Origin of the sequence: Paenibacillus sp. FSL M7-0896 (genome assembly GCF_037975415.1) — a bacterium.
Classification (GTDB): Bacteria; Bacillota; Bacilli; order Paenibacillales; family Paenibacillaceae; genus Paenibacillus_AQ; species Paenibacillus_AQ silagei.
On the sequence record NZ_CP150250.1, the window covers coordinates 1,043,952 to 1,066,978 of the forward strand.

Annotated in this window: 28 protein-coding genes, 2 tRNA genes and 1 CRISPR repeat array; of the genes, 21 read left to right on the forward strand and 9 right to left on the reverse strand. The window is 48.5% G+C overall.

The features are described 5' to 3' along the window. Nucleotides 1–15 precede the first annotated feature (15 nt). From MKY12_RS04350 to MKY12_RS04385, 8 genes are all read left to right on the forward strand, one after another. On the forward strand, nt 16–936 hold the full coding sequence (locus MKY12_RS04350; RefSeq protein WP_339313034.1) for a YafY family protein: 921 nt from the start codon (nt 16–18) through the stop codon (nt 934–936). A gap of 93 nt (nt 937–1,029) precedes the next feature. Beyond that, entirely contained in the window at nt 1,030–1,947 is a 918-nt protein-coding gene (locus tag MKY12_RS04355) for a DUF2785 domain-containing protein (protein WP_339313035.1), read from the forward strand. A 185-nt stretch (nt 1,948–2,132) separates the two neighbouring features. After that, nucleotides 2,133–2,606 carry a Type 1 glutamine amidotransferase-like domain-containing protein gene (locus MKY12_RS04360; protein WP_339313036.1) on the forward strand — a complete coding sequence of 158 codons (474 nt, stop codon included), beginning with the start codon at nt 2,133–2,135 and terminating at the stop codon, nt 2,604–2,606. A 354-nt stretch (nt 2,607–2,960) separates the two neighbouring features. Then, nucleotides 2,961–3,218, forward strand: coding sequence for a ferritin-like domain-containing protein (locus MKY12_RS04365; RefSeq protein WP_339254154.1), 258 nt, complete (start codon nt 2,961–2,963; stop codon nt 3,216–3,218). 491 nt (nt 3,219–3,709) lie between these two features. Continuing rightward, complete coding sequence (locus MKY12_RS04370; RefSeq protein WP_339313037.1) at nt 3,710–4,714, forward strand: HD domain-containing protein; 1,005 nt, start codon at nt 3,710–3,712, stop codon at nt 4,712–4,714. Between the two features lie 61 nt (nt 4,715–4,775). Next, a complete protein-coding gene (locus MKY12_RS04375; protein WP_339313038.1) occupies nt 4,776–5,264 on the forward strand; it encodes an NUDIX hydrolase in 489 nt (162 codons plus the stop codon). Nucleotides 5,265–5,369: 105 nt separating this feature from the next. Further along, nucleotides 5,370–5,831 (forward strand): hypothetical protein, encoded by a 462-nt coding sequence (locus tag MKY12_RS04380; RefSeq protein WP_339313039.1) that lies wholly within the window; start codon nt 5,370–5,372, stop codon nt 5,829–5,831. Nucleotides 5,832–5,939: 108 nt separating this feature from the next. Beyond that, nucleotides 5,940–6,257 (forward strand): hypothetical protein, encoded by a 318-nt coding sequence (locus MKY12_RS04385; protein ID WP_339313040.1) that lies wholly within the window; start codon nt 5,940–5,942, stop codon nt 6,255–6,257. A 232-nt stretch (nt 6,258–6,489) separates the two neighbouring features. Here the strand turns inward: MKY12_RS04385 and MKY12_RS04390 are convergent, their stop codons facing one another. From MKY12_RS04390 to MKY12_RS04400, 3 genes are all read right to left on the reverse strand, one after another. Next, complete coding sequence (locus MKY12_RS04390; RefSeq protein WP_339313041.1) at nt 6,490–7,200, reverse strand: hypothetical protein; 711 nt, start codon at nt 7,198–7,200, stop codon at nt 6,490–6,492. Between the two features lie 363 nt (nt 7,201–7,563). After that, nucleotides 7,564–7,924: direct repeats of the CRISPR family, unit length 32 nt; unit sequence GTCGCACTCTACACGAGTGCGTGGATTGAAAT. 445 nt (nt 7,925–8,369) lie between these two features. Further along, nucleotides 8,370–8,603, reverse strand: coding sequence for a helix-turn-helix transcriptional regulator (locus MKY12_RS04395; protein ID WP_209876390.1), 234 nt, complete (start codon nt 8,601–8,603; stop codon nt 8,370–8,372). A gap of 68 nt (nt 8,604–8,671) precedes the next feature. Further along, nucleotides 8,672–9,028: a hypothetical protein gene (locus MKY12_RS04400; RefSeq protein ID WP_339313042.1), complete on the reverse strand. Its 357-nt coding sequence runs from the start codon at nt 9,026–9,028 to the stop codon at nt 8,672–8,674. A gap of 338 nt (nt 9,029–9,366) precedes the next feature. Between MKY12_RS04400 and MKY12_RS04405 the strand changes: the two genes are divergently transcribed. Further along, the gene (locus MKY12_RS04405) at nt 9,367–10,473 is read left to right on the forward strand and encodes a GGDEF domain-containing protein (RefSeq protein WP_339313043.1); all 1,107 of its coding nucleotides are present in this window, start codon (nt 9,367–9,369) and stop codon (nt 10,471–10,473) included. Nucleotide 10,474: 1 nt separating this feature from the next. On the opposite strand, the gene MKY12_RS04410 is transcribed toward MKY12_RS04405, so the two are convergent. Next, nucleotides 10,475–11,047, reverse strand: coding sequence for a CGNR zinc finger domain-containing protein (locus tag MKY12_RS04410; protein ID WP_339313044.1), 573 nt, complete (start codon nt 11,045–11,047; stop codon nt 10,475–10,477). Between the two features lie 172 nt (nt 11,048–11,219). Between MKY12_RS04410 and MKY12_RS04415 the strand changes: the two genes are divergently transcribed. Both MKY12_RS04415 and MKY12_RS04420 read left to right on the forward strand, forming a co-directional pair. After that, a complete protein-coding gene (locus MKY12_RS04415; protein WP_339313045.1) occupies nt 11,220–11,714 on the forward strand; it encodes a DinB family protein in 495 nt (164 codons plus the stop codon). Nucleotides 11,715–11,824: 110 nt separating this feature from the next. Beyond that, the gene (locus MKY12_RS04420) at nt 11,825–11,995 is read left to right on the forward strand and encodes a hypothetical protein (protein ID WP_200869223.1); all 171 of its coding nucleotides are present in this window, start codon (nt 11,825–11,827) and stop codon (nt 11,993–11,995) included. Nucleotides 11,996–12,082: 87 nt separating this feature from the next. On the opposite strand, the gene cmpA is transcribed toward MKY12_RS04420, so the two are convergent. Beyond that, entirely contained in the window at nt 12,083–12,220 is a 138-nt protein-coding gene (cmpA, locus tag MKY12_RS04425; RefSeq protein WP_143803736.1) for a cortex morphogenetic protein CmpA, read from the reverse strand. A gap of 119 nt (nt 12,221–12,339) precedes the next feature. After that, nucleotides 12,340–12,699 (reverse strand): hydrolase/acyltransferase, encoded by a 360-nt coding sequence (locus MKY12_RS04430; RefSeq protein ID WP_339313046.1) that lies wholly within the window; start codon nt 12,697–12,699, stop codon nt 12,340–12,342. Between the two features lie 119 nt (nt 12,700–12,818). On the opposite strand from MKY12_RS04430, the gene MKY12_RS04435 reads away from it, so the two are divergent. After that, entirely contained in the window at nt 12,819–13,304 is a 486-nt protein-coding gene (locus MKY12_RS04435; RefSeq protein ID WP_339314774.1) for a SprT family protein, read from the forward strand. Here the strand turns inward: MKY12_RS04435 and MKY12_RS04440 are convergent. Then, on the reverse strand, nt 13,301–13,942 hold the full coding sequence (locus tag MKY12_RS04440; protein WP_339313047.1) for a pentapeptide repeat-containing protein: 642 nt from the start codon (nt 13,940–13,942) through the stop codon (nt 13,301–13,303). The genes MKY12_RS04435 and MKY12_RS04440 overlap by 4 nt on opposite strands. Before the next feature lie 32 nt (nt 13,943–13,974). Beyond that, entirely contained in the window at nt 13,975–14,403 is a 429-nt protein-coding gene (locus MKY12_RS04445; RefSeq protein ID WP_339313048.1) for an Lrp/AsnC family transcriptional regulator, read from the reverse strand. Between the two features lie 138 nt (nt 14,404–14,541). On the opposite strand from MKY12_RS04445, the gene MKY12_RS04450 reads away from it, so the two are divergent. From MKY12_RS04450 to MKY12_RS04475, 6 genes are all read left to right on the forward strand, one after another. After that, nucleotides 14,542–15,294 carry an MBL fold metallo-hydrolase gene (locus MKY12_RS04450; RefSeq protein WP_339314776.1) on the forward strand — a complete coding sequence of 251 codons (753 nt, stop codon included), beginning with the start codon at nt 14,542–14,544 and terminating at the stop codon, nt 15,292–15,294. Nucleotides 15,295–15,419: 125 nt separating this feature from the next. Continuing rightward, nucleotides 15,420–15,495: transfer RNA gene (locus MKY12_RS04455), tRNA-Asn, on the forward strand. A gap of 6 nt (nt 15,496–15,501) precedes the next feature. Next, nucleotides 15,502–15,590: transfer RNA gene (locus tag MKY12_RS04460), tRNA-Ser, on the forward strand. Between the two features lie 238 nt (nt 15,591–15,828). Further along, nucleotides 15,829–16,833, forward strand: a complete 1,005-nt coding sequence (locus MKY12_RS04465) for a Gfo/Idh/MocA family oxidoreductase (protein ID WP_339313049.1) — start codon at nt 15,829–15,831, stop codon at nt 16,831–16,833. 42 nt (nt 16,834–16,875) lie between these two features. Further along, nucleotides 16,876–17,799 (forward strand): helix-turn-helix domain-containing protein, encoded by a 924-nt coding sequence (locus MKY12_RS04470; RefSeq protein WP_339313050.1) that lies wholly within the window; start codon nt 16,876–16,878, stop codon nt 17,797–17,799. A 13-nt stretch (nt 17,800–17,812) separates the two neighbouring features. Next, complete coding sequence (locus tag MKY12_RS04475) at nt 17,813–18,895, forward strand: Gfo/Idh/MocA family oxidoreductase (RefSeq protein ID WP_339314778.1); 1,083 nt, start codon at nt 17,813–17,815, stop codon at nt 18,893–18,895. Nucleotides 18,896–19,011: 116 nt separating this feature from the next. Here MKY12_RS04475 and MKY12_RS04480 read toward each other — a convergent pair whose 3' ends face one another. Next, nucleotides 19,012–19,842 (reverse strand): type II CAAX endopeptidase family protein, encoded by an 831-nt coding sequence (locus tag MKY12_RS04480; protein ID WP_339313051.1) that lies wholly within the window; start codon nt 19,840–19,842, stop codon nt 19,012–19,014. A gap of 546 nt (nt 19,843–20,388) precedes the next feature. On the opposite strand from MKY12_RS04480, the gene MKY12_RS04485 reads away from it, so the two are divergent. Genes MKY12_RS04485 through MKY12_RS04495 form a run of 3 tightly spaced genes read left to right on the forward strand, consistent with a single transcriptional unit; the run spans nt 20,389 to nt 23,026 of the window. Continuing rightward, nucleotides 20,389–21,294: a branched-chain amino acid ABC transporter permease gene (locus MKY12_RS04485; protein ID WP_036723345.1), complete on the forward strand. Its 906-nt coding sequence runs from the start codon at nt 20,389–20,391 to the stop codon at nt 21,292–21,294. 12 nt (nt 21,295–21,306) lie between these two features. Then, nucleotides 21,307–22,275: a branched-chain amino acid ABC transporter permease gene (locus MKY12_RS04490; RefSeq protein WP_339313052.1), complete on the forward strand. Its 969-nt coding sequence runs from the start codon at nt 21,307–21,309 to the stop codon at nt 22,273–22,275. Beyond that, nucleotides 22,244–23,026, forward strand: a complete 783-nt coding sequence (locus MKY12_RS04495; protein WP_339313053.1) for an ABC transporter ATP-binding protein — start codon at nt 22,244–22,246, stop codon at nt 23,024–23,026. The genes MKY12_RS04490 and MKY12_RS04495 overlap by 32 nt, the downstream gene beginning before the upstream one ends. The last annotated feature ends 1 nt before the right edge of the window (nt 23,027 follow it).

Sequence of the window (23,027 nt, forward strand, 5' to 3'; positions counted from 1 at the left end):
CGTCACACACCAATCATGCGAGTCAATCGATTACTCTCCATGCTGCTGATCATCTCCGGTCAAGGTACGGTAACGGGCAAGGCGCTTGCCGAGCATTTCGAGGTATCCTTGCGGACGATCTACCGGGATATCGAGAAAATAGGCGAAGCCGGCATACCTATTGCATCGTCCAGCGGCAAGGGCGGAGGATACTATATTATGGACAGCTATAATGTGAGCAACCTCTTTCTTAATGGGGACGAAGCTCATACGTTTGTAGCTGTAATGAAGAATTTACACGGCTTGTTTGGCCGGAACGAAGCTTTTAATGACATTCTGCTAAAAGTCGAACATACCTATAGGCGGGAGCCGGGTAAGGATAAACTGACTCTGGATCTGTCCCATTTCAGCATGGAGCAAGAGATTAAGGAGTACCTCGGGATCATAAGCGAGGCCATCACGGATAACAGGCTGCTAGTGTTCGATTATATCAACCGGGATATGGAATACCTGGAGCGAACGGTAGAGCCGGGCTGGATTGACTTTCGTCACGGCCATTGGTATGTGGTCGGCTTCTGCCGGGTCAGAAAGGACTACCGCAGATTTAAGCTCGTGCGGATCAGGCAATTAGAGCAGGGGCCGCCTTTTGAAAAAAGAGAGCTGTCGGCAGAGCGGATCGCCGATGTCATTGAGCACAATTATTCGCAGGCGGGCATACAGGTTGTGTTGAGATTCACTTCGCGAATTGGCGCGCAGCTTTCCGAGTATTTTGAGAAAGAGAAGATTAGCCGGGGTGAAGATGGCTTTTATCTCGTTACGGATACATTTCCTCATGAGGAGGGTCTGCTGAAGTTCATTTTAAGTTTCGGCAAGGAGTGCGAGCTGCTGGAGCCTCGTGAATTACGGGCGGAGCTGCAGCAATATATGCAAAATATGCTTCTATCCTACAATGACTGACCCCCTGGTGTCAGTCATTGTGTTTTATAGTAGTCATATCGGCTAGAGAAATACATAACGCCGCTATAACTGGGTTAGGAGTGAACCGACTAAATGAAAGCCTGCATTTTGGACGAAGATGTCAATGAATGGGGTACGATGGACACGCGGACAGAACTGATACACAAGCTGCACAGATTGGAGGAAGAACAGTATATCCTGCGAGATGGAGAAAGCATCCAAGACTTTACCGATCTGATGCTGCGGCATATTGGTGACCCGGAGCCTGAGCTTCGTGAGCATATTTATTCTACCTTTTACATATGGCTGAAGCGCGATAATAAGTTCACAGATGAGGAAATGCGGCATCTATTGACTGTCCTGATGGACGACCGGTATTTGTTCTACCGGATTGGAAGTGTGGATGACCACAGCGTACTCACCAGGGCATTCGCGGTTCTGCCGATCGCTCTTATTATGCAACGGGACAGGCTTCAACCATTCTTGACGCCAAAAGACTTCCAGCATCTAAAGCGCTCGCTGCTTCGCTACTATCAGGAGGAGAAGGACCTGCGCGGTTATCTGGCAGCCGAAGGCTGGGCTCATGCCGCAGCTCACGGGGCAGATGCCCTGGAGGAGCTGATCCGCTATAAGGAAAGTGACATTGAGGTGCAGCACGAGGTGCTTATGGCGATTACAGGAATGCTGCATAACGGTGTCCGGATTTTTGACGAGGAGGAAGACGAACGTATGGCTAACGTTGTGGACACGATGATCAGTGAATCGCTGCTACCACAGCAGGAGATTGCCGACTGGATTCATAGCTTGGCGCAGTGTACGGAATGGCCGGATACACGCGCACAGAGAGTTGCCAGAGTGAACGGGAAAAATATGGTGCGCAGCCTGTATTTCAGAACACTTGCCCGGCATGACGGGAATCATCGGAGACTTACCAGCGCCATGCTGGCGGCTGAAGCTAAATTAAACCGCTTTAACGGGGTAAACCCTGCATATGGAGGTGATGAAGCTTGAGTACTCACTATTATTTCAGTTGGTTTAATGATTTTTTACCAGAGGGGCTGGTTGAGTGGTTGCAGGAGGATCTACAAGACAGACAATCGCTTGTTATGATTAGCGCTCAACCCTCTGATTATGAAGACGGGCAGATTCACTTTGAGGATATAACGGAATGGACATGGTTCCATCAGGCTAATCTTATGTTTAAGGAGAAGCATTTCATCGATTACCGCATGCCGAAGGATGAGGCCCGGCAATGGATTCAGAACGCGTCGGTCATTTTTTTATGCGGCGGAGATCCTGTTCAACAGAACAACTTTTTGGCGGAATATGAATTAACCGATGTGATTAAGAACAGCAATGCCGTCATCTTGGGGGCCAGCGCCGGGGCGTTGAACATGGCTGCCAAATGGGTAACCTCGCAGAACGCCGATCATACAGTTGAAATAGATACGATTCATGATGGGTTGGACTTTAATCCTTTTGCCTATGAATCTCATTCGAAACGCGATTACGCCTCTTTCGTTCAAGGCTACCTGTTCCCCTTATCGGAGGAGATCGATGTATATGCGGCAGAGCAGGAGAGTGCGATTCGTGTAAAAGACGGCGCAATCGAAATAATGGGCCCGGTATATTTAATATCCCGCTCGAAGATTCAGAAAATAAGTGTATGATTACGAAACAACCACAGAACCATTTGAAATACAGTCAGCGATTGGATCAATGCTAAAGGTATCCATGCATGTTCAGTCTTTGGAGCTGTTTCGGTTAGAGACAATCTTCCAATCATCATCGATTCAATATTTGAGGTTGAAAAATAAAGGAGAACCCAGGAGGATACCTTGGAAAGCCGCTCATCCAGGCACATACTACGTTTGGTGGGAGTGTTAATCTAGGAACTGTGAGGTGAACAAAATGATGAACTTTTTTATGATCAACTCATCAGACTTGCCCCAAACCAAGAACAAGTTGAAGTGATTACCTCTATTCGGAATGATGAAAGAGGACATAATCAAATGTTCCGACAAATGTATAAGGAATTAACAGGGCATGAAGTAACAGGAGTTGGCAACGAACCTCCGGATAATGTTAATTCTTATATTGCCGGGTTGCAACAAGCCTTCCAAGGTGAATTATCTGCTGTTGAGAAATATCGAAAGATATGGTTCGGTCTTCCGTACGGCATTTACAAGGATACTCTGTATGGCATTATTCTGGATGAGCAAAAACATGCGGCTAAATATAACAATCTCCTGCTACAAAACTTAGCTGCAAATCGGTTCTGATCCTACGCACGAAGAGGCCTCTTTACTCACAGGGAGTGGAGGGGCCTCTTTGCTGATTAATATGCATCTAGTGTTCACTAGCCGTATCTGGTGTAGAGTACATAAAAAATTCCCTTTCTGCTACGCCCCATATTCGGACTGCGCAGTGTGTGGACATCAGATCAAGTTAGCATGATATAATAGGTTAATTACTTTATTTGAAAATGGGGTAAAAATATGAAAAACGAAAAGAAGGAAGATCAAAATATATATAAATGGATCTCCATCATTAGTATTATATTAATACCTCTCACTGCTGGCATCGTAATTGTATTCGATATTAATCGAGGTCCAATGCAATTTCTTATTATGACTTTAGGTCTTTTATGCATCTCTTGGATAAATTGGTCAAAGTACAAAGAGAAATCTAATTCGTAAATACTTCTACTTCACAGTTTGCGTCTACTGTTCACTGGTCCGTAGAATTTAAGAACACAGGAGGAAACCTTGGAATGGACTTTAGGTTAAGACTGGATGGTGCTTTAGATGAAATCTATGAACCTCTATGGAAGCTCAGGATTCAGCTCACTGATGAAGAAAAAGCACTGCTCCGAAGCAAAAAGGTGCGGCGGCTTCATTACATTCGGCATGGAGGAGCTTCTTTCATTAATACCCACCATACCTACAGCCGCTTACAGCATACGTTAGGTGTATTTGCGCTTACAGCGCATTTTGAGCCGGATAATCGTACGTTGCGGGCAGCTGCATTGCTGCATGATATCGGACATGCGCCTTTCAGTCATACACTAGAATCCCTTCCAGGTGTGGATCATCATGAATGGACGCGGGAGGCCGTGTTTTCACAGGAGATCGTTGACATCCTAGCCAGTGCGAATATTCGTACAACTGATGTTATGGACTATATAGATGGGTCAAAGCGTAGCCTCTTGAGGAACAAGGACGGAATTCTTCATGCCGATCATCTGGACTCCTGGGTCAGAAGTGCATTTGTCGGCGGTTATCTGACTATTACAACTGGGGAACTTTTAGAAGCGATGAGCTATAGAAATGGAAGTCTCCAGTTCACACTGGAGGCTGGCAAGCAGGTCACCGAGCTCATATGGGAAGAAGCCCGTATGCAAGCTTCCCCGGCTAACATCGGCGTAAACGCGATCATGAGGAAACTGGCTGGCCGCGTAATACATAAGGATGAAATTGAAGCAGCAAAGTTGCCGGCCATGACGGATACACATATTGAGCAGTTGCTTTGTAGTGATCCGGACACACGGGAAGAGTATGAGCAGTTGCTCATGGAATCATGGCGAATTCGCGTGTCTCGGGAAAAGCCAGCTTTTCCAGTGGAAACGGCAGTTTTGAGTAAGCTCTATCTTGCAATGCCGCTCATCCAGGGTGTTGTGATCACTGAATATTCAGATGAATATTCGCAAGATTGTCTCGCTACGATTAACCAACTTACAGAGCTGCTAGGCACCTACTACGTTTGGTGGGAGTGTTAAAATTAAGGGCTTAATGGTGATGCTGATCGGTGTTACTTTATCCCTATTAGGAGGTCTTTAAATGACGTTCCCGACACATATTGTATCGGCAGGCGGAATTGTAGAAGATGGAAATGGAAATATCTTATTAGTGAAAGCACATGACGATGGTTGGGTGTATCCTGGTGGAATAACAGAAGTTGGAGAAAACCTGATTGATGGCGTGCTTCGTGAAATTAAAGAGGAAAGTGGAATAGAGGCCACGGTTAGCCATTTAATTAGTGTTATATCTAATACAGCGATCCATAAGTGGTATGACGGTGTGACTGATGTTCCAACGAAGGTCATGTTTGATTTCGTGTGCACAGTTGTAGGTGGGGAGCTAACTACTTCGGATGAAACAAGCGATTGCAGGTGGGTTCCAAAAGAAAATGTTCTAGAATTCATTACTTTACCTGCGATCCGTCTGCGTTATGAAGCTTATTTGAACTTTAAGGGTTCTGTGAATTTTATGGATTACGCTACATCCACAACGCACGAATGTAATCTCAAATTTCAAAGGGAAGTTTAGTTGTACGAGAGACGCTACCGGGCAGGTCACCTGAATATGACCAAACGTTGGAATTGAAACTTTTTCAAAACAGTTATCGTCTGTTTGTATCATGGAGGCGATATGATGACGAGAACGAATAGCTTGCTCATAATGTTAGTTTTAGTTGTTGGTATTATACTTGCAGGCTGCACAAAGACAAATACGGAATCCGAAATAACACACACTGAGCCGTTAGCCACGAACACTTCTACCAATACACCATCCGATGCTAACAGCAATACCAATCAATCCGATGTAACCGGTTCCGTTAAGGTAGACAACTCAGGTTCCGAAACAAACGTAACTTATACCTTCAAAAATCAGAGCGATAAAGTAGTGACTGTCGTTGGAGGAGCAAGATATAAGTTATTAAAGGACAATCAAGTAGCAGACGAAGGCAGGGTTCCCATAAAGGACTATATAGATTTGGAGTCTGGTCAGGAGTATACAGATAGCAAGACATTTTTGAACTTGGAGCCTGGTTCATACACAGTACTTATAGAATGGAACAAAACTATTGTATCTTCTGAATTTGTACTGATTTAGAATTGATTAAACGTAAGAATTATCATGAAAAATTCTGCCAAATTTTCTTTTTCCTATCTGGTAGAGCAGCCTGGAGATTGGCAATCAAGAAATTGATTAGGAGTCCACATGGAAAAGACAATAAAAACAATCTCTCTAGCCATGATTCCGAGTATACTGGCCATATTTTTATTAATAGAATATTTTCCTTATACTGGACTTGGAAGAATTTTGAGTATTCCTTCAACTTTGTTTTTTAATACTACTATTTTTTTGATTTCTCTACTTATCACTCGAAAAATAAAATCTAAAGTAATTAAAAGCTTTTATTGGATTACAGTTATCTTAATAAGTGTGCTGGTTGCAATTATTATGCATCCACAAGAATATTCACCTAGCGTTTTAAGTCAAATAAAAGAAATGATATTTCCCCATACCTTCAAATAAATACGATGGAACATACATATGTCCCCATGAGCTTGAAGACGGCTGTGGATGTCATAAACCTCAACCAGGAATGTGCTAACAAGCTGCGGCGTATTACGGGCTAGATCTAACTCGATGTGCTGTTATTGGCGATGGAACTTTTGGATGCTGCAAAATGGTGGGTAGGCACAATAAAGCGGACAACGCCCGAGTAGGGCTGTGTTGTCCGCTATGTTTTGCTAGGGTCCCTCGGTTAATGCAAATTTTCTGGGTTGAACTCCTTAAGCCGAATTAACTCCTTCTTCCTCTGATTTCCTTTTCTTGTGGTGGTATGTCCTTGTTCGTCCGTTCGCCGCTCTATAAATTGTCCGGTCAGATAGTTAATGTCATCCTCGTCCGATTGCTCTATGGTAGTGGCTCCTGTAAAGTAGCTAACGCTCGTGTAACCGATTAAAAACCAATCCTTATCTTGATACCGGAATCTATATTTGTTATACCATCTCCAGTTGCTCCCCCCATAATCGCTAACCAGGACAGACCCCCGATTAATGGTAAGGCTATCAAAAGGATCGCCCCAGATGCCGCCCTCATCCGATCGCAAAATGACATTTTTGGCAATGATAGAGAGGGTGTACGAATTGTTTTTATCGCCAAAAGCGATTAAAAGGGATCGCGGAGACGCCTCGTCCGTAACCATATCCTTCTCAATGACCGCTGCGAGATCTGAGATCCCGTCTTTGTTCAAATCACCTTTGGCGATGGCCTTCTCTCCCAGGACAGGCTCTAAAATGTGCCACGCGGCCGGAATTAGTGCGTTGATGTTATCTGCTTTGGCTACTGGCTTTGGGGTCTGGGTTGAAGCTGCTTTTGCCTCAGCAGTTTGAATATGAGAAGGATCAGTACACCTCACTATGTAGCTTAAAAGGGCAACAATTCCTACGGACCTTACTATTAGTTTTTTCATCGAGTCTACTTCCTTCCCATGTTCTACGAGGATTCTTCCCTCATGATGCTTACATTCCTACCCAGTATATCGAATAGTCTCTTAATTTAAAACGCAGTGGATAAGAAAAAAAACTACAAAATTGAAAGAAGTTATAGTTATACAGAACCTATCAAATGGGTTAAAATAGAAGGAGAGGGCTCGGTGCGAATGCCAAGCTCCCATGAAATCTCCGGGGGTTTCGCACCTCAGAATTTGTCGAAAGTTTATAAATAAGAGGATAGTCTTTAAAAGCCAAGGGTGGTTGTATATCTTTTCAAGATTAGAATAAGGGGACAGATGGTGAATTAATGCGGGAAAAGCATGGGTTACACTTTTTTCGCTGTCGCACTCTACACGAGTGCGTGGATTGAAATATGTGTTTCAGCGTAATAATTACCTTTGCCACCCGTCGCACTCTACACGAGTGCGTGGATTGAAATCAACAATGGGAAAAGTCCACTTGAACTATTCAAGGTCGCACTCTACACGAGTGCGTGGATTGAAATATGCCAGTAGATAAAGTATTGATACAACCTCGGCGTCGCACTCTACACGAGTGCGTGGATTGAAATAAGGATTACCTGATAACATTCACTACTATCACCTGTCGTACTCTACTTGATTGCGTGGATTGAAATGATTGAATTCGTGGTCTATGGAAAATGCGCATTGTCGCACTCTGTATGATTGCGTGGATTGAAATATCTTTGGGATATCCTCTATAGGAGGGATCTCCTCTTATACAACATCACAAACACACTTCATTTATCATTTTTATGTGCGAATACCAACCTGGGACTTTAAAAAATACGAAAGGAGACTCAATTTCCTAATTGGATTTTTTGTAAATCAGTGTCCACTAGCAAAGAGGGGTGCCGAAGCAGATTTTAACTTCTCCAGATAGCCATGATATTGCAAAAGTGACTGAAGATTATTCTGCGCATGAACTAACAGTTACTCAAGGGGAAATATTGTGGGGGTTAAAGCACTTAAACGAATGGACTTACTGTAAGGCGGATAATAACGTATACGGTTGGGTCCCAACTTTTTGTTTAGCTGATTTACAAGAATCTGGTTAGCCCCTACTCATAAGTAAAAGCACTGAATATCTGCGCAGCCGCAGGACTCAGTGCTTTTTTAATCCTATTCTATTTCTTCAGGCGTATCTCAAATAAATCGTTAGGACTAACTTCAAAATAGAGACACAACTTCATGATCAACTCTGCGGATATTTTCTTTTTATCCATGTTGGTGTTGTGCACCAATTCCATAATGGTAGTTCTTCGATGCCCTATCTCATTAGACAGTTTAAGTACTGAGATATTGTGAACTTTTAAAATTTGGTCGAGTTTAAAGTGCAATGTATATTTATCAAATTCCATAGGGGTCCTCCTACATGAAAAAAATACACTTCTAAAGTGCACATTGAATAATGTTGATACCCATTCCCTTAATGTAAATGGTACAAAGAATAGATATCTAAAATGTTATCCAAGCCATCCAACAGCTCCCTAACCACTGGGTCTTTCGCCGAATCACCAATACTGGAGTAAGCATAGGTTGGTTGAACTGAAGGGAGAGAAGTGATGAAATAGTCTTCGGGTAACTCATAGGTATGGTTAATATTTGTGAGTTGTAAGTTGTACTGCTTAGGGCTTGGAGTTTCGCCGCTGATGATTTGGTCGATGGTAAGGCGGGATATCCCTGTCTGTTTTGATAAAGACAGTTTAGAGATCCCTCTCAACCGCAAGAAGATCACCATGTTATTAGAAATTATCTCCCTGTGCTCAAAAAAATTGATACTCACTTTTTACACCCCATTGTACTTAATATACTTTATATTATAAAGGAACATTGAGAATATACGGGAGTACATACACAAAAAAGAAGTTAGTTTCAGACTACTTTGAATCCACGCATCCATTGGAGCGGCTAAGCGCTATTTATAAATTATCCCATATTTCCTGAGCTGAAAATAGAAGTGTGGGAATCACTCCCCCACACCCTCCCCACTCCCCCCGTACATATCCCACAAGTGAGTATCCGACCCGGACCGTGACATGTTAAAATAGGAGCAATGTGTACATCCTATGTGTGAATTTAATCGGGGGGCAACAGGTGAGAGCGTTGAGATTGAGAGATTACATGGGCCCTTCGGAGACTTCGGCGCATCGGCAGGCGAAGTGGGTCAAGCGGTTTCTGTATACGTATTGGCTGGTGATTGCTCTGCATTTTCTGGCCCAGCTGGGGTCTTTTGTATGTTTGCCGTATCCCATGGGGGCACATGAGTTCTACTATGATGTGTTGCTGTATCCGACGCTGCTGATGAGTGCGGTGGTGGGGATTACGCAGTTTGTGGATTTTGCGGCACCGAGGTATTCCTTCGTGCTGCTGTTTGTGGCGGGGACGATTATTGCCATGATGATTATCCATCTGAATATGGATATCCGGATTATCGGGGCGTTGATGCTGCTGCCGATTATTGCGTCGGCGATTTTTTTTCGGCTGGATCTGACCTTGTTCACGTCTGCCCTCCAAGCGGCTGCGTTCTTCATTCTGTACCGCTGGGATTACTGGTTCAAGTATTACCTTACAGACTTCGACCTGGTTGCCATTCCGCTCTTCCTGCTAGTCGGGACCCTGGTGGCGGGGATTGTCATTATTAACGGGCGTGAATTGGCGAGCGATCTGGAAGCTACCTTAACGGCCAAGCAGGATCTGATGATCGAGAATGCGGTGATCCGCAAGCTGTCGACCACCGATGCGCTGACGGGACTGTATAACCATATTTCTTTTCACGAATTCTATGAAAAAGCGCTGGAATACGGCAGCCAGGGTGCCCCGTTCCATCTTGCGCTGGTGGATATCGATAATTTCAAGCAAATTAACGATAAGTATGGACACCGTACCGGAGATATGGTGCTGGCGCGGGTCGCCCAGATCATTAAGGACCACATCTCGCCCGCAGATATTGCGGCCCGCTATGGCGGGGAGGAGTTCGCGATCCTGCTGTTTGAGAAAAGCTTCGAGGAAGCCTACGCGCTGATTGAACAAGTCCGCCAGGAGCTGTCGCATACGTCCCATGAGGAGATGGAGCAACGGGCGGTTACTGTCAGCATTGGCCTCAAGAGCTATGACGAAGGCACCACCAAAGAAACGCTCTTCGAAGAAGTCGATAATCTCCTCTATACGGCCAAGCACTCCGGCAAAAATACTACGCTGACCCCGCTGACCCAGCGGAATGCTGTGTAGATTACTCCTTTGAAGCTTCACCCTCCGCTGCTTTTTTGCGTGCCCGGAACCGCCGGACCTTCATCAGATTCCCGCACAGCTTGTCGTCGCAGTACCGCTTCGAGCGGTTGCGGGTATCGTCGTAATAGACCCAGAGGCAGTCAGGATTCCCGCAAATGCGGAAGCGAGAAGGTTCCTTCTCCAGCAGCGCCGCCGCAAAAGAAGCGGCAATCTCCGCCATAATCTGCCCCCAGTCCGCACCCTGCGGCTGGAGTGAGATCTCTGCGTCACCTGCGGGCGTCCAGACCACACGGCGAACAACCGGCCCGTTGCCCATGTAAGTATTTAACTGCGCAAGCAGTTCTGTAGACGGAGACTCTCCCGCGACCAGCCGCTGGAGCTCGTCCCACAACAAGCCGCGCAGGTCTTTGAGCTGCTCCAACTCCTCCGGCCGGGGAGAAGCTGCCGCCGGCAGCTTATGCTCTGCCAGCCATTCCGCCAGCCACTCCGGCTCCTCCAACCGGTCCTTGTCTGTGCTCCGGTCACTAGTCCGCCAATTCCGCCAATAGCTGTTCATGAAATCTACCCACAGCAAGCTTCATCTGTCCTTTCGCGTTACCTTTCCTTTGATTGTAACAGTTAAAAATAAGTTATGCTAGTTACTTGAACCGCTCCGGCAAATATGTTACATTGCTCATGTAACTTTTATTCGGGTTGTTTGGTCGTTACCGAAGCATGTACACCCACAATTTACAGGAGGGATACAGATGGAAAACAAAATTAGCGATGTGCTGATCGAGAACTGGGATTATGTGATGGATGTGGAGGATTGGCAGCCGCCGCTTAGCGCTGCGCTTGAAGGCGTGAACAATGAGCAGGCCGTCTGGAAGCCGGAGGGAGCTGCGGGCAATTCGATCTGGGAGAACGTTAACCATCTGACATATTATAAGGAGCGTCTGCTGCGTAAGCTCAAGGGAATGGAGAAATTGCCTGATCTGGAGAGCAATGATGCTACATTCACTGTAACAGGAAGCGGAGAAGAGGACTGGAAGCAGGCGGTAGACAAGCTGAAGTCCATTCATGCCTCGCTGCGCGAGATTATTGTAGCTTTGGAAGAAGGCGCATATGAATGGGGCGGCTCCGGACATGCGCCGGGCGAAGAGGTCATGAGCCTGATTCTGCATGATGCCTATCATACGGGACAGATTGTACTGGTCCGCAAGCTGCAGGGCTCCTGGCCAAGCACCCGCCGTTTCGATTAAGACGACAGTCATATTTTACAAGCAGTCTGCGTCTCTATACTACTGTTTCAGCTCCAAATCCCCGGGTTAATGGTTGACATGCAGCTAAACCCCGAGAGGAGAGATTGAAGATGGAGCCGAATTACAAGGACAGAAGTGTTGAGGTTGAACGGACAGAGGTGCACCGCAAATCGGATTCCAGTCTGGTCGCATCCACGTTCATTAAATATGCAGCCTACATTATAATCACCTTCGGAGTTCTGTTTTTCCTGGTGAAATACGTATTCCCGATGTTTAAATAAGCCGGCTGCCAAGCGCAGACTTGGCCGGATTCACGCCAAAAAGCCACGATACCCCTCAGGGGATCGCGGCTTTTTGTTACATAACCGTTATACGTTCTTCTGGATCATCTCGTGGGAATCGGCGGTATTCCGGTAAAAGAACCAGCATTCATTCAGCAGTCTAATCTGACGGCAGTCCTTCTTGAAATAGGCCTTCATGAGTTGTTGGCGAAGCCATTGTGGCAAGGGTACCCCTCCTCTGCATGCTTCCTGTGTATAGATAGCATATGGGGGAATACGCCCAAAGGTGCACGGTTAGTTTCAGGTAGCCAAGCCGAATTTCACAAGGCCGCCCGGAACCAGCGTTACTGCGCCCGTTCTTCTTCCTCTTCATACCATTGTTCCAGCTGGGCCTGGAGCGCCCGGATTTCGGTCAATAGTGAGATCAGCGGGTAATGCTCCTCCTTAATGGAGGCAAAAGCCTGCTCCAGCCGGTTAATATACGCCAGCCCCGACTCCAAGTGATGCTCTTCGCGCAGCAGCTCCAGCGCCTCGCATTCGGCCACCGCCCGCGGCAGTCCGGGTACATTCTCGGCTGTCAGCTTGTCGATTTCTTTGTTCAGGCGAAGATTGAGGGCGCTTAGCTGGTAAGCATATTCCTCCGGCATCTCCACGAATAGCAATTCCTGATCCTGCTGCATAATTACGTAACGCATTCTAGGCATGTTTCATTCTCCCTCCGGACTTGTCTTCCTTCTTGACAGTGTAGCGTATGGGCAAGTTACAATTCAAGTAGTGATCTAATTTCAGGCAGAGAGGACCGTGAAGGAACGCTATGACCAGTATGAGCAACGAAGAGCTGCAGCAATGGATTGAGCAGGTGTCACTGAAGAGCTTTGGCGTGCCTTTCCGGCATACGGCGAGCTTTAACAGCAGACTTACGACAACCGGCGGACGATATTTTACCAAGAGCCATAATATAGAGATTAACCCCCAGCAGCTGGCGATGTACGGACGGGAGGAGACGGAGAAGATCATTAAGCACGAGCTCTGCCACTACCACCTGCATCTTGCGAAGCGGGGATATATGCACCGGGATGCTGATTTCAAAACACTGCTGGCCCGCGTAGGCGGCAGCCGGTATTGTCAGACCCTGCCGGGCGCCAAGGCCCGTAAGCCGCAGCCTTACCGGTATAAGCTGGTATGCATCGTCTGTGCCACTGAATATCTGCGTAAGCGCCGGGCCGATCCTGGGCGGTACCGATGCGGTAAATGCTCCGGCAAGCTGAAGCTGATTGCGCTAGAAGCGGGCGCGGGTCCGGCTACTTAATGTTTGATAACCAGACCTAGTAGTCCGGCAAAAGAAGCCGCCTGCTCCGCAGAGATGATACAGCCCTCCAGATCCTGGAGATCCACCAGCAGGCCGGTGAACTCGCAGTCGCTCAGGTCAACGCCCTTCAGCTTGCATCCTGCCAGCGTGGCCTGCTCCAGATTACATTCCGAGAAATACAGGTCTTTCAGGGTGGATTGGTAATAATCCGCGCTGACCAGCGAGCTGCGCTCGAAGGAAGCCCCTTTGAAGTTGGCAAAACGAAACACCGCGAATTCCCCGATACATCCGGTAATGGATACATTTTGAAACCGCGCTCTGGTGAAGTCTGTGCCGATCAAGCGGCAATCCCTGAACTCGGTCCGGTGTATGAAGGCGTCGCTGAAATCCACATTGGACAGGTCGCAATGATCGAAGATCACATCGGTAAGCTCGATGCGCTGCAGCGAGGATTCCGTGATGGTGACGTTTTTGAAAATAGTCTTGTCGAAAGCTACCCTCGTAGCCTCCTGATATTCAATGAGCGCTCCTTCAATGAGGCAGCGGCTGAATTCGTCTTTGGAAGCAAGGGTGTGAATGTCCTGCGGCGTAAGTAGCCCGGGATCTGGGATTCTGGGTGGTTCAATCTTGTTACTCATGTCGGCCTCCTTGGCAGTTCTTATACTTAATGCTATTTAATCTGGCCCATGTCCAGGTTGATCCGGTAATTCCCATACTTCAGTAATTCGTCCAAAAAAGCGGTCAGCGCGTCCTGATCCACCGTACGCACCCGCATCCAGTAACAGCCTTCCCCGCTGATGCGGTACAGCTCGGTGACACTCTCATGGGTCTTCGCAAAAGCCTGAAAAGGCGGATGATCCTTGTTGCTGCTTAGAAAAACCGTTATAAAGGCATGAATGTTCTGACCCATCTGCAGCGGGTTATAACGGATGGTGTAGCCTTCAATGATGCCAAGCTCCCGCAATCTGCGGACACGTGCGCCTACAGCCTGGCCGGTCAGATGGACCATCGCCCCGATATCCTTATGGCTTAAGGTGGAGTCTCCGATAAGGAGCTGGAGGATGCGGTAATCGGTATTGTCGATGAGGTAAGAGGTCATTTCCTTGAATTCCTTTCCGGCTGAAAGCAGAACGTAAGAATCTCTTTCGCGGCGCAATGTCTTCTATTCTTGCCCTGATTTATACTTATTGTATCAGAAATTGATCTTAAGTAAGACATCCGGGAAGAGGTGCATATGATGAAAATTAAGCTGATCCGCCACGCCACCCTATGGCTGGAATACGGCGGTGCGACGTTTCTGATCGATCCCATGCTGAGTGCGCAGGGCGTGAATCCGCCGATTATGAATTCGGGCGATGACCGCCGGAATCCGCTGGTGCCTCTGCCGGGGCCTGTCCAGCAGTGGCTGGAGCCGGATGCTGTACTGGTCACGCATCTACATCAGGATCACTGGGATGCTGCGGCAGTAGAGCAGTTGTCCAAGGAGTTGCCGGTGTATTGCCAGGAAGGTGATGGGGAGCGAATTGCTGCCCAGGGCTTTGAGCGTGTTACAGAAATTATGGATACCGGCTCTGTGTCCGTCGGCGGTGTGACCCTGACACGTACAGGCGGGCATCACGGGACAGGGGAGATCGGGGAATTAATGGGCAAGGTCTCCGGCTTCGTCTTCCGGGCGGAGGGCGAACCTGTGCTGTACCTGGCGGGAGATACCATCTGGTGCGAAGAGGTTCAGCAGGTGATAGCGGCGCAGACACCGGAGGTCATTATAGTCAATGCCGGAGGTGCCAGCTTCCTGAGCGGAGGCCCCATTACCATGAACGAACAGGATGTGGTGGAGGTATGCCATGCCGCTCCGGCCGCTTCGGTAATTGCTATGCATATGGATACGATTAACCACTGCCATGTGACGAGGGAACTATTGAAGCAACGCCTTGAACAGGAGGGCTTACTGAGCCGCGTGGCTGTTCCGCTGGATGGAGAGTGGGTCTGACATAAGCAACACCTATAGGGATACCCTACAGATAGGTAGAGTTTGTAAACGATCTCATAATCTCTCGCTACGCGCTTGACTAACCCGTAGAATCATGATAAATTAATCCTTGTTCATGTTAATGTTCCCTGATAGCTCAGTTGGTAGAGCACTCGACTGTTAATCGAGTTGTCACAGGTTCGAGTCCTGTTCGGGGAGCCATTACTTGGAGAGATACCCAAGTGGCTATAAGGGGACCCTCTGCTAAGGGGTTAGACTGCGTAAGCGGTGCGAGGGTTCGAATCCCTCTCTCTCCGTTCTGATTAAACTTCCCTGCCAGGGATGAGAACCCTCAGTGGTTCGTTGGAGGAGCTCATATTGAGCTCCTTTTTTGCGTCCTTTTAGCGGGAAACACTGAACATCTGAACGATACGATCTCCCTGTCTGATGTCGTAATTCCATATAGTCGATGTCGCATTTATCTACTAAAAATCCTGCTTATTATATGATACTTTATAGGTGATGTCAGAATAATGTATATGGAGGTGCAGGCGGGTGAGCATTAGGATTGGCAAGATCAGCTTTTGGCATGTACATGCCTGGGATTATACGAAGCAGGCTCAGGAGCATAGCGATACGGAAATTGCTGCGGTATGGGACGAGGATGCGGAGCGGGGCAGGAAGGCGGCAGAGAGTTTGAATGTCCCGTTTTATGATTCTTTGGAGGACATGCTTGCCCGGAAGGATATCGATGCCGTGATTGTCGACGCGCCAACCCATATGCACCGGGAGGTCATGATTGCGGCGGCCAGAGCAGGCAAGCACATCTTCACCGAAAAGGTTGTAGCTGCAACGCTGAGTGAGGTGAATGAAATCCTCTCCGAGGTCGCGGATCATGGAGTGAAGCTGACCGTGTCTCTGCCGCGGCTAAATGACGGTTACACGTTATCGGTTACAGACATTCTAAGCCAGGGACTGCTTGGGGAGATCACTTATGTCAGAGTCCGTTTATCCCATAACGGCGCAACGGCCAACTGGCTTCCCGAGCATTTCTATAGCCTGGAGCAATGTCAGGGCGGGGCTTTGATTGATCTGGGATGTCATCCCATGTACCTGACCAGGCTGTTTCTGGGTCAAGAGGTGACCGGAGTAAGCGCGAGCTTCGGATATGTGACGGGCAAGGAAGTGGAAGACAACGCAGTAGCGACGCTCTATACCGGTTCGGGAGCGATCGGTGTGGTGGAAGCCGGCTTCGTGAACAGCTACTCTCCTTTTACCATAGAAGTGCATGGAACGGAAGGAACTCTGCTCTATGGAACGCCTGAAGCGAAGCTGCTCGTCAGAAGTACCAAAGCGGCAGATCAAGGGGCTGCCTGGAATGATACGCCTGTGCTGGCCAACCGTGACAGCGCTTTTGAGCAGTGGGTTGCCCACATCCAGAACAACACGCTTGCTTCTGACAATATTCAAGCGGCAACGGAGCTTACCCGGTTAATGGAGGCGGCGAATCTCTCGGCGAAGGCAGGACGGGTGGTCCGGTTAGCCGAACTGAAGTCTTGATCACTTATCCGATACCTGACGTAGCTTAAGCAGGAGGTTAACATGAGCCCTTTTCCTTTCGAGATTATGTTTGAGAAGATGGATCTGCTGGAAAGACTGGATATTTCCATCCTGTGGGGACATTATGAAATTTCTGTTCTCCGGTTTCATTTGACCTCTTTTCCGCCGGGGAAGGTCATTGATTTCCATAACCATGCTGAATTTGAATTTCATTTCATACCACGGGGCAAGGGAACGGTCATTCTTGGCGATCAGCAGTATCCTTTATCGGAGGGAATGCTCTATTTGACCGGACCGGGCGTTATGCATCGTCAGGAAGCCGATGCGGAAGAGTCGATGGAGGAGTTATGTCTGCATATCCATATTGCGGAGAAGCAGAGGGACGATGCAGACCCATGGGAGGTTGCGGAAGCGGAGGAATGTGTGGAGAAGCTGAGGAGGCTGCCGCTTATCCCGGCGCAGGATTATCACAGGGCGATGAAGTGTTTTCTGGAAGCCTATGAAGCCTGTGACGGCAAGCTTGCGGGATATTACACATCCATCAAGCATCTCGTGATCAGTATCTTGCTCAAGGTAACCAGAGCTTATGATACAGGCGGGATGGGAGCTGAGGCACCCGTACGGGATATGTTGACCTACCGCTATCAATATGCTGTTCAGTACATGGAAGCGAATTATTCAGCAGCCGTGACGCTGGAGAATGTTGCGGAGAAGCTGAATATCAGCCCGAGGCAGCTACAGCGGATATTTAAGCAAGTTGATCCGGATCAACCCTTCAGCCGGATTCTTGAAGAGATCCGGTTGAAGGCAGTGTGCAGCAAGCTTGAAGCCAGCAGCCTGTCGATTGAACACATCGCGGAGTCCGAGGGGTTCACCAATGCGACCTATCTGCATTCGGTATTCCGCAAGCGGCTGGGCATGACCCCGGCTGCCTACCGCAAGGCCCGAAAAATACATGAACAGTGAGGATGAGATGGCGATGAGCAAAGTGTATCGTGTTGGAGTGATCGGCTGTGGAGGTATTGCGAACGGGAAGCATTTGCCGGCCTTAAGCAGACAGGATAAGGTTCAAGTGGTAGCTTTTTGCGATATTATCAAGGAACGGGCTGAGGCTGCTGCTGAACAATACGGCAGTGCGGATGCTGCTGTCTATACGGACTATCAGGAGTTATTGAAGGATGCTTCCATTGATATTGTTCATGTGCTTACTCCCAATGATGCGCATGCGGAAATATCTATTGCGGCTTTGGAAGCGGGCAAGCATGTGATGTGTGAGAAGCCCATGGCCAAAACTGCGGCGGACGCCAAACGTATGGCTGAAGCAGCGAAACGTACAGGGAAGAAGCTGACTATCGGGTATGACAACCGGTTCCGGCAAGACAGCTTGTACCTGAAAAAAGTCTGTGAAGCAGGCGAGCTCGGCCATATCTATTATGCGAAAGCACATGCCATCCGGCGCAGAGCGGTCCCTACCTGGGGCGTATTCCTGGATGAGGAGAAGCAGGGAGGCGGCCCGCTTATTGATATTGGAACCCATGCGCTGGATCTGACGCTATGGATGATGGATAACTACAAACCGAAGGTAGTTCTGGGGACCAAATACCACGAGCTCTCCCAAAAAGAAGACGCTGCCAACGCCTGGGGACCCTGGGACCCGAAGAAATTCACCGTGGAAGACTCGGCGTTCGGGATGATTGTGATGGAGAACGGCGCAACGATTACGCTGGAAGCCAGCTGGGCGCTGAATTCGCTGGATGTGGATGAAGCCAAGTGCAGCTTGAGCGGAACCGAAGCGGGGGCGGACATGAAGGACGGCCTCCGGATTAACGGGGAGAAGCATAGCAAGCTATACACGAATGAAATTGAGCTTGGTGCCGGGGGAGTAGCCTTCTATGACGGCAAAGAAGAGAAAGCTACGGATATCGAATTAAGAAAGTGGATCGAAGCGATCGAACAGGATAAAGATCCGGTCGTGACTCCTGAACAGGCTTACGTGGTCTCCCGGATTCTGGAGGCAATCTATGAATCGGCCCAGACGGGGAAGGCCGTATATTTGGACTAGAGAATCATTGCCACACGATGGTTTTCGGATGCGATGACCCGCACTTCCAGTTCTGTGAGAGGCCCATGCAATTGTGCATGGGCTTACTTTTTGCCCGGATTTTGCCGTACTACAATTTACAACCGGGCATCCTTTACAAGCGCAGATCTTCTGTAGAAGATCCACGCTGCAATCACGAGTGTAACAGCCACCAGTATCCCCGACTCACCCGTCCAGAGATAGGCATTCTTCCCGTTGGTGAACCGGTCGAAAGCGTCCTGAATGATGGCATTCCATGAGGCGTGGAGCAGAACAGCCGGCCATATGCTCCCCGTGCTTAAGCGCAATAGACTAATAATGATATTAAATGAGCTGATGGTTATCATGAACAATACGATCGATAAGGCCAGAGAAGGGCCTGAATAGTAGCTGCCGATTAGAATCGCCGGGATATGCCACACGCCCCAGATCAGACCGCCCGTGATTATAGGTCTGGGTACGCGGGCCTGGATGAGCCGGGTCAGCATGTATCCTCTCCACCCTAATTCCTCGCCTGCACTGCTGATGATTCCCGTCGCGGTTCCGATGGACATTTGAATCAGGATAGCCCCGACCAGCGAACCGGCAATATTGCCATTGTGGCCGGTATACTCCGTCAGTCCTGTGATCCAGGCGGTTCCGTAGGCCACCAGGCCAACCGCCACCGGCAACAACAAGATGAATGGAATGGCCTTCAACGTGCGCCGTCCCCCGAATCTCAGGGAGATATCCGCGAAGCCCTCACGCAGCAGGATACGGGTGAGTATGGAGGAGATCCCGGGAGCCCACATCAGCAGCAAGCCATATACAGGCGTTACAGTAAGAGCCAGTATGTAACTAATAGCCGTAAGAGGAATGAGTATCAGGAAGAATACTAGCAACCCTCTCCTGGCAGATTGGACGGTCACCTCTTTTTCGATTTTGCTCATTTCAATTTCACTCCTTTGAATGTGTGTAATGCTTGGTAGAGTATAGCAACGAACGGGAATGCGAGGAACAACCTGGAGCCTAGCAGCCCTTGGGACCTTGGCCCAGTCATCAATGAGACTGTAGACGCAGGGGGACTTTTATACGCTTAATCCTGACCTCTACCACCGCACACTGCCGGTTCAATCCGTTACCCCTTTAATTAATTGAAGGAATGATGCTGTAAAGAGACAAATGTTATATTAATTCCGCAGAAAAAAAGTATTGTATAAGAAAAGGAAACAACTTCTAAAACGTTCCTGCTTAAAAATCCTCTGTTTTTCTCCTGTTTTCTGCGCATTTTTCGTAAACCTACAATAACCTACCGAATCCTACATATATCATGTTATGTAATATAACACCAATAATTGAATTTTGTATTAATTTCCACAAAAATTAGTGACGATTCTCTGACCTTGTGTTAATATAAATGACATCATAATCCAAGAAAAGAGAAGCAGCACAGAGAAAGGGGTATACAAGATGAATATGGGGAGAAGGGGATGGCGATGGAGTACTTCATTCAGCAACTAATAAACGGAATATCCGTAGGCAGCATTTACGCTCTAATCGCCCTTGGTTACACAATGGTGTACGGTATCATCAAGCTGATTAATTTTGCGCATGGCGATGTATTCATGGTAGGGTCGTTCATCGGTCTATACAGTGCCAAATACCTGGCGAATGCGGGATTGCCGCCTATCGTTGTACTGCTCTTGTCGCTGATGATCTCGATGACGATCAGTGCGCTGCTAGGTATCAGCATCGAACGTCTGGCGTATAAGCCGCTTCGTAAGTCCACACGGATAGCGGCTCTGATTACTGCGATTGGCGTATCCTTCCTGCTCGAATATACCGGGGTCTTGATCCTCGGGCCGCAGGCCAAGGGCTTCCCGGATATTATGGATAAGAAGCAATATCACCTGTTCGGTTCTTCCATCCAGGTCGAATCCAATCAGATTATGATTCTGCTAACAACCATAATTCTTATGCTAGTGCTGCAATATATCGTCAGGTACACCCGAACGGGCAAAGCCATGCGGGCCGTATCCTTCGATGTAGAAGCGGCGCGGCTGATGGGCATCAACGTAGACCGCACCATTTCAGCCACCTTCGCCATCGGTTCGGCGCTGGCCGCTGCGGCGGGCGTGATTTTCGGCATGACGTACAATTCGGTTGATCCTCTCATGGGCGTAATGCCCGGGCTTAAGGCTTTTGTCGCGGCAGTGCTTGGAGGAATTGGCAGTATACCGGGTGCGCTTGTCGGCGGATTGCTGCTGGGAACGGTTGAGACAGAGATTTCTTCGCTCGGGTTCTCCTCCTGGCGTGACGGTGTAGCCTTTGCGGTACTGATTCTAATCCTTATCTTCAAACCATCCGGGCTGTTCGGCAAGAATGTCCGGGAGAAAGTGTAGGGGGAAGCTGCCGTGAAAAAGATAAATAAAAAATTCTGGCTGGGCATTCTTATTGCCCTTGCGTTCTATGGAATCATAAAAGTTCTTCTAACAACAGGAATCCTTAGCGATGTGAATCAGTCTATGCTGCTGCTCATCGGGGTTAATATCATGCTGGCTGTGTCGCTGAACCTGATTACCGGGATTACCGGGCAGTTCTCCATCGGTCATGCCGGGTTCATGTCGGTGGGTGCGTATACCTCAGCGATTCTTACCCTTGACTACAATGTGCCGTTCATTCCTGCGATTCTTGCGGGCGGACTGCTGGCAGCGCTATTCGGTGTATTGATCGGGATGCCTACGCTCCGGCTTAACGGGGACTATCTCGCTATTGCTACGCTGGGGTTCGGTGAGATTATCCGCATCATTATGCTGAATACGGAATATGTCGGCGGTGCTTCAGGGCTCAGCGGTATTCCGGCCAAGACGACCTGGACCATGCTCTTCTTCTTCACTCTGATCTCAGTCGTACTGATTAATAACTTCATTAGATCCACTCACGGCCGGGCCTGTATTGCGATCCGCGAGAATGAGATTGCTGCTGAGGCAATGGGGATTAATACGACACGCTACAAAATCATCGCCTTCACCATCGGTGCACTGTTTGCCGGTATGGCGGGCGGCCTGTCGGCCCATACGTTCTATGTTATTACGCCAGGCAGCTTCAACTTCCTAAAGTCTTTTGAAATTATCGTCATGGTGGTTCTTGGGGGGCTGGGCAGTACGGCTGGTTCTATCGTGGGTGCGGTGTTCGTTACCCTGCTGTACACCTACTTACGTGAATTCCCGGAATGGCGCATGATTATCTACTCGATTGTGCTCATTCTGATGATGATTTTCCGTCCGAGCGGCCTGCTTGGCGTAAGCAAATTCTCATTTGGCAAGTTCGGCAAAAAGGAGGCGAAGGCAAATGACGCAATCGAGAGCAGCGGTACTCCTTGATGTGAAAGCGGCCAGCCGGGCCTTCGGAGGACTGAAGGCGGTCAGTGAGGTATCCCTTCATATTGATAAAGGCGAGCTGATCGGCCTGATCGGACCCAACGGTGCCGGTAAAACAACACTGTTCAACCTGTTGACCGGAGTGTACCCGCCTTCGTCGGGCAGCATTCTTTTGAACAATGAGTCTATCGGCGGGATGAATCCTTACAAGATCAATCATAAAGGCGCTGCGCGTACGTTCCAGAATATCCGCCTATTTACGGCTATGACCGTGCTGGAGAACGTCAAGATTGCCTTCCATCAGCATGCGAAGCACTCGTTGTTCTCTTCGATGCTACGTCTGCCGAAGCATTTCCAGGGCGAAGAGGAGATTACCCGGAAGGCGATGGAGATTCTCAAAATCTTCAATCTGGCTGACCAGAGTGAAGAGGTGGCGAGCAACCTGAGCTATGGGAATCAGCGGCGTCTGGAGATTGCCCGGGCGCTTGCGGCCGGACCGAAGCTGCTGCTGCTCGATGAGCCGGCCGCCGGGATGAACCCGAATGAGACGCGTGACCTGATGAATCTGATCGCCTGGATCCGGGAGGAGTTCGACCTGACCATTCTGCTGATCGAGCATGATATGTCACTTGTTATGGGGGTCTGTAGCCGCATCTACGTGCTGGACCGCGGAATCCTTATTGCTGACGGAACACCGGCGGAGATCCGCAACAATCCGAAGGTCATCGAAGCGTATTTGGGACAGGAGGCGTAAC

Excerpts from the sequence above, each read along its gene's own strand:
- MKY12_RS04350 (WP_339313034.1), top strand. The coding sequence starts at position 16 with ATGCGAGTCAATCGATTACTCTCCATGCTGCTGATCATCTCCGGTCAA.
- MKY12_RS04355 (WP_339313035.1), top strand. The coding sequence starts at position 1,030 with ATGAAAGCCTGCATTTTGGACGAAGATGTCAATGAATGGGGTACGATG.
- MKY12_RS04360 (WP_339313036.1), top strand. The coding sequence starts at position 2,133 with ATGTTTAAGGAGAAGCATTTCATCGATTACCGCATGCCGAAGGATGAG.
- MKY12_RS04365 (WP_339254154.1), top strand. The coding sequence starts at position 2,961 with ATGTATAAGGAATTAACAGGGCATGAAGTAACAGGAGTTGGCAACGAA.
- MKY12_RS04370 (WP_339313037.1), top strand. The coding sequence starts at position 3,710 with ATGGACTTTAGGTTAAGACTGGATGGTGCTTTAGATGAAATCTATGAA.
- MKY12_RS04375 (WP_339313038.1), top strand. The coding sequence starts at position 4,776 with ATGACGTTCCCGACACATATTGTATCGGCAGGCGGAATTGTAGAAGAT.
- MKY12_RS04380 (WP_339313039.1), top strand. The coding sequence starts at position 5,370 with ATGACGAGAACGAATAGCTTGCTCATAATGTTAGTTTTAGTTGTTGGT.
- MKY12_RS04385 (WP_339313040.1), top strand. The coding sequence starts at position 5,940 with ATGGAAAAGACAATAAAAACAATCTCTCTAGCCATGATTCCGAGTATA.
- MKY12_RS04390 (WP_339313041.1), bottom strand. The coding sequence starts at position 7,200 with ATGAAAAAACTAATAGTAAGGTCCGTAGGAATTGTTGCCCTTTTAAGC.
- MKY12_RS04395 (WP_209876390.1), bottom strand. The coding sequence starts at position 8,603 with ATGGAATTTGATAAATATACATTGCACTTTAAACTCGACCAAATTTTA.
- MKY12_RS04405 (WP_339313043.1), top strand. The coding sequence starts at position 9,367 with ATGGGCCCTTCGGAGACTTCGGCGCATCGGCAGGCGAAGTGGGTCAAG.
- MKY12_RS04415 (WP_339313045.1), top strand. The coding sequence starts at position 11,220 with ATGGAAAACAAAATTAGCGATGTGCTGATCGAGAACTGGGATTATGTG.
- MKY12_RS04420 (WP_200869223.1), top strand. The coding sequence starts at position 11,825 with ATGGAGCCGAATTACAAGGACAGAAGTGTTGAGGTTGAACGGACAGAG.
- MKY12_RS04430 (WP_339313046.1), bottom strand. The coding sequence starts at position 12,699 with ATGCCTAGAATGCGTTACGTAATTATGCAGCAGGATCAGGAATTGCTA.
- MKY12_RS04435 (WP_339314774.1), top strand. The coding sequence starts at position 12,819 with ATGAGCAACGAAGAGCTGCAGCAATGGATTGAGCAGGTGTCACTGAAG.
- MKY12_RS04440 (WP_339313047.1), bottom strand. The coding sequence starts at position 13,942 with ATGAGTAACAAGATTGAACCACCCAGAATCCCAGATCCCGGGCTACTT.
- MKY12_RS04445 (WP_339313048.1), bottom strand. The coding sequence starts at position 14,403 with ATGACCTCTTACCTCATCGACAATACCGATTACCGCATCCTCCAGCTC.
- MKY12_RS04450 (WP_339314776.1), top strand. The coding sequence starts at position 14,542 with ATGAAAATTAAGCTGATCCGCCACGCCACCCTATGGCTGGAATACGGC.
- MKY12_RS04470 (WP_339313050.1), top strand. The coding sequence starts at position 16,876 with ATGAGCCCTTTTCCTTTCGAGATTATGTTTGAGAAGATGGATCTGCTG.
- MKY12_RS04475 (WP_339314778.1), top strand. The coding sequence starts at position 17,813 with ATGAGCAAAGTGTATCGTGTTGGAGTGATCGGCTGTGGAGGTATTGCG.
- MKY12_RS04480 (WP_339313051.1), bottom strand. The coding sequence starts at position 19,842 with ATGAGCAAAATCGAAAAAGAGGTGACCGTCCAATCTGCCAGGAGAGGG.
- MKY12_RS04485 (WP_036723345.1), top strand. The coding sequence starts at position 20,389 with ATGGAGTACTTCATTCAGCAACTAATAAACGGAATATCCGTAGGCAGC.
- MKY12_RS04495 (WP_339313053.1), top strand. The coding sequence starts at position 22,244 with ATGACGCAATCGAGAGCAGCGGTACTCCTTGATGTGAAAGCGGCCAGC.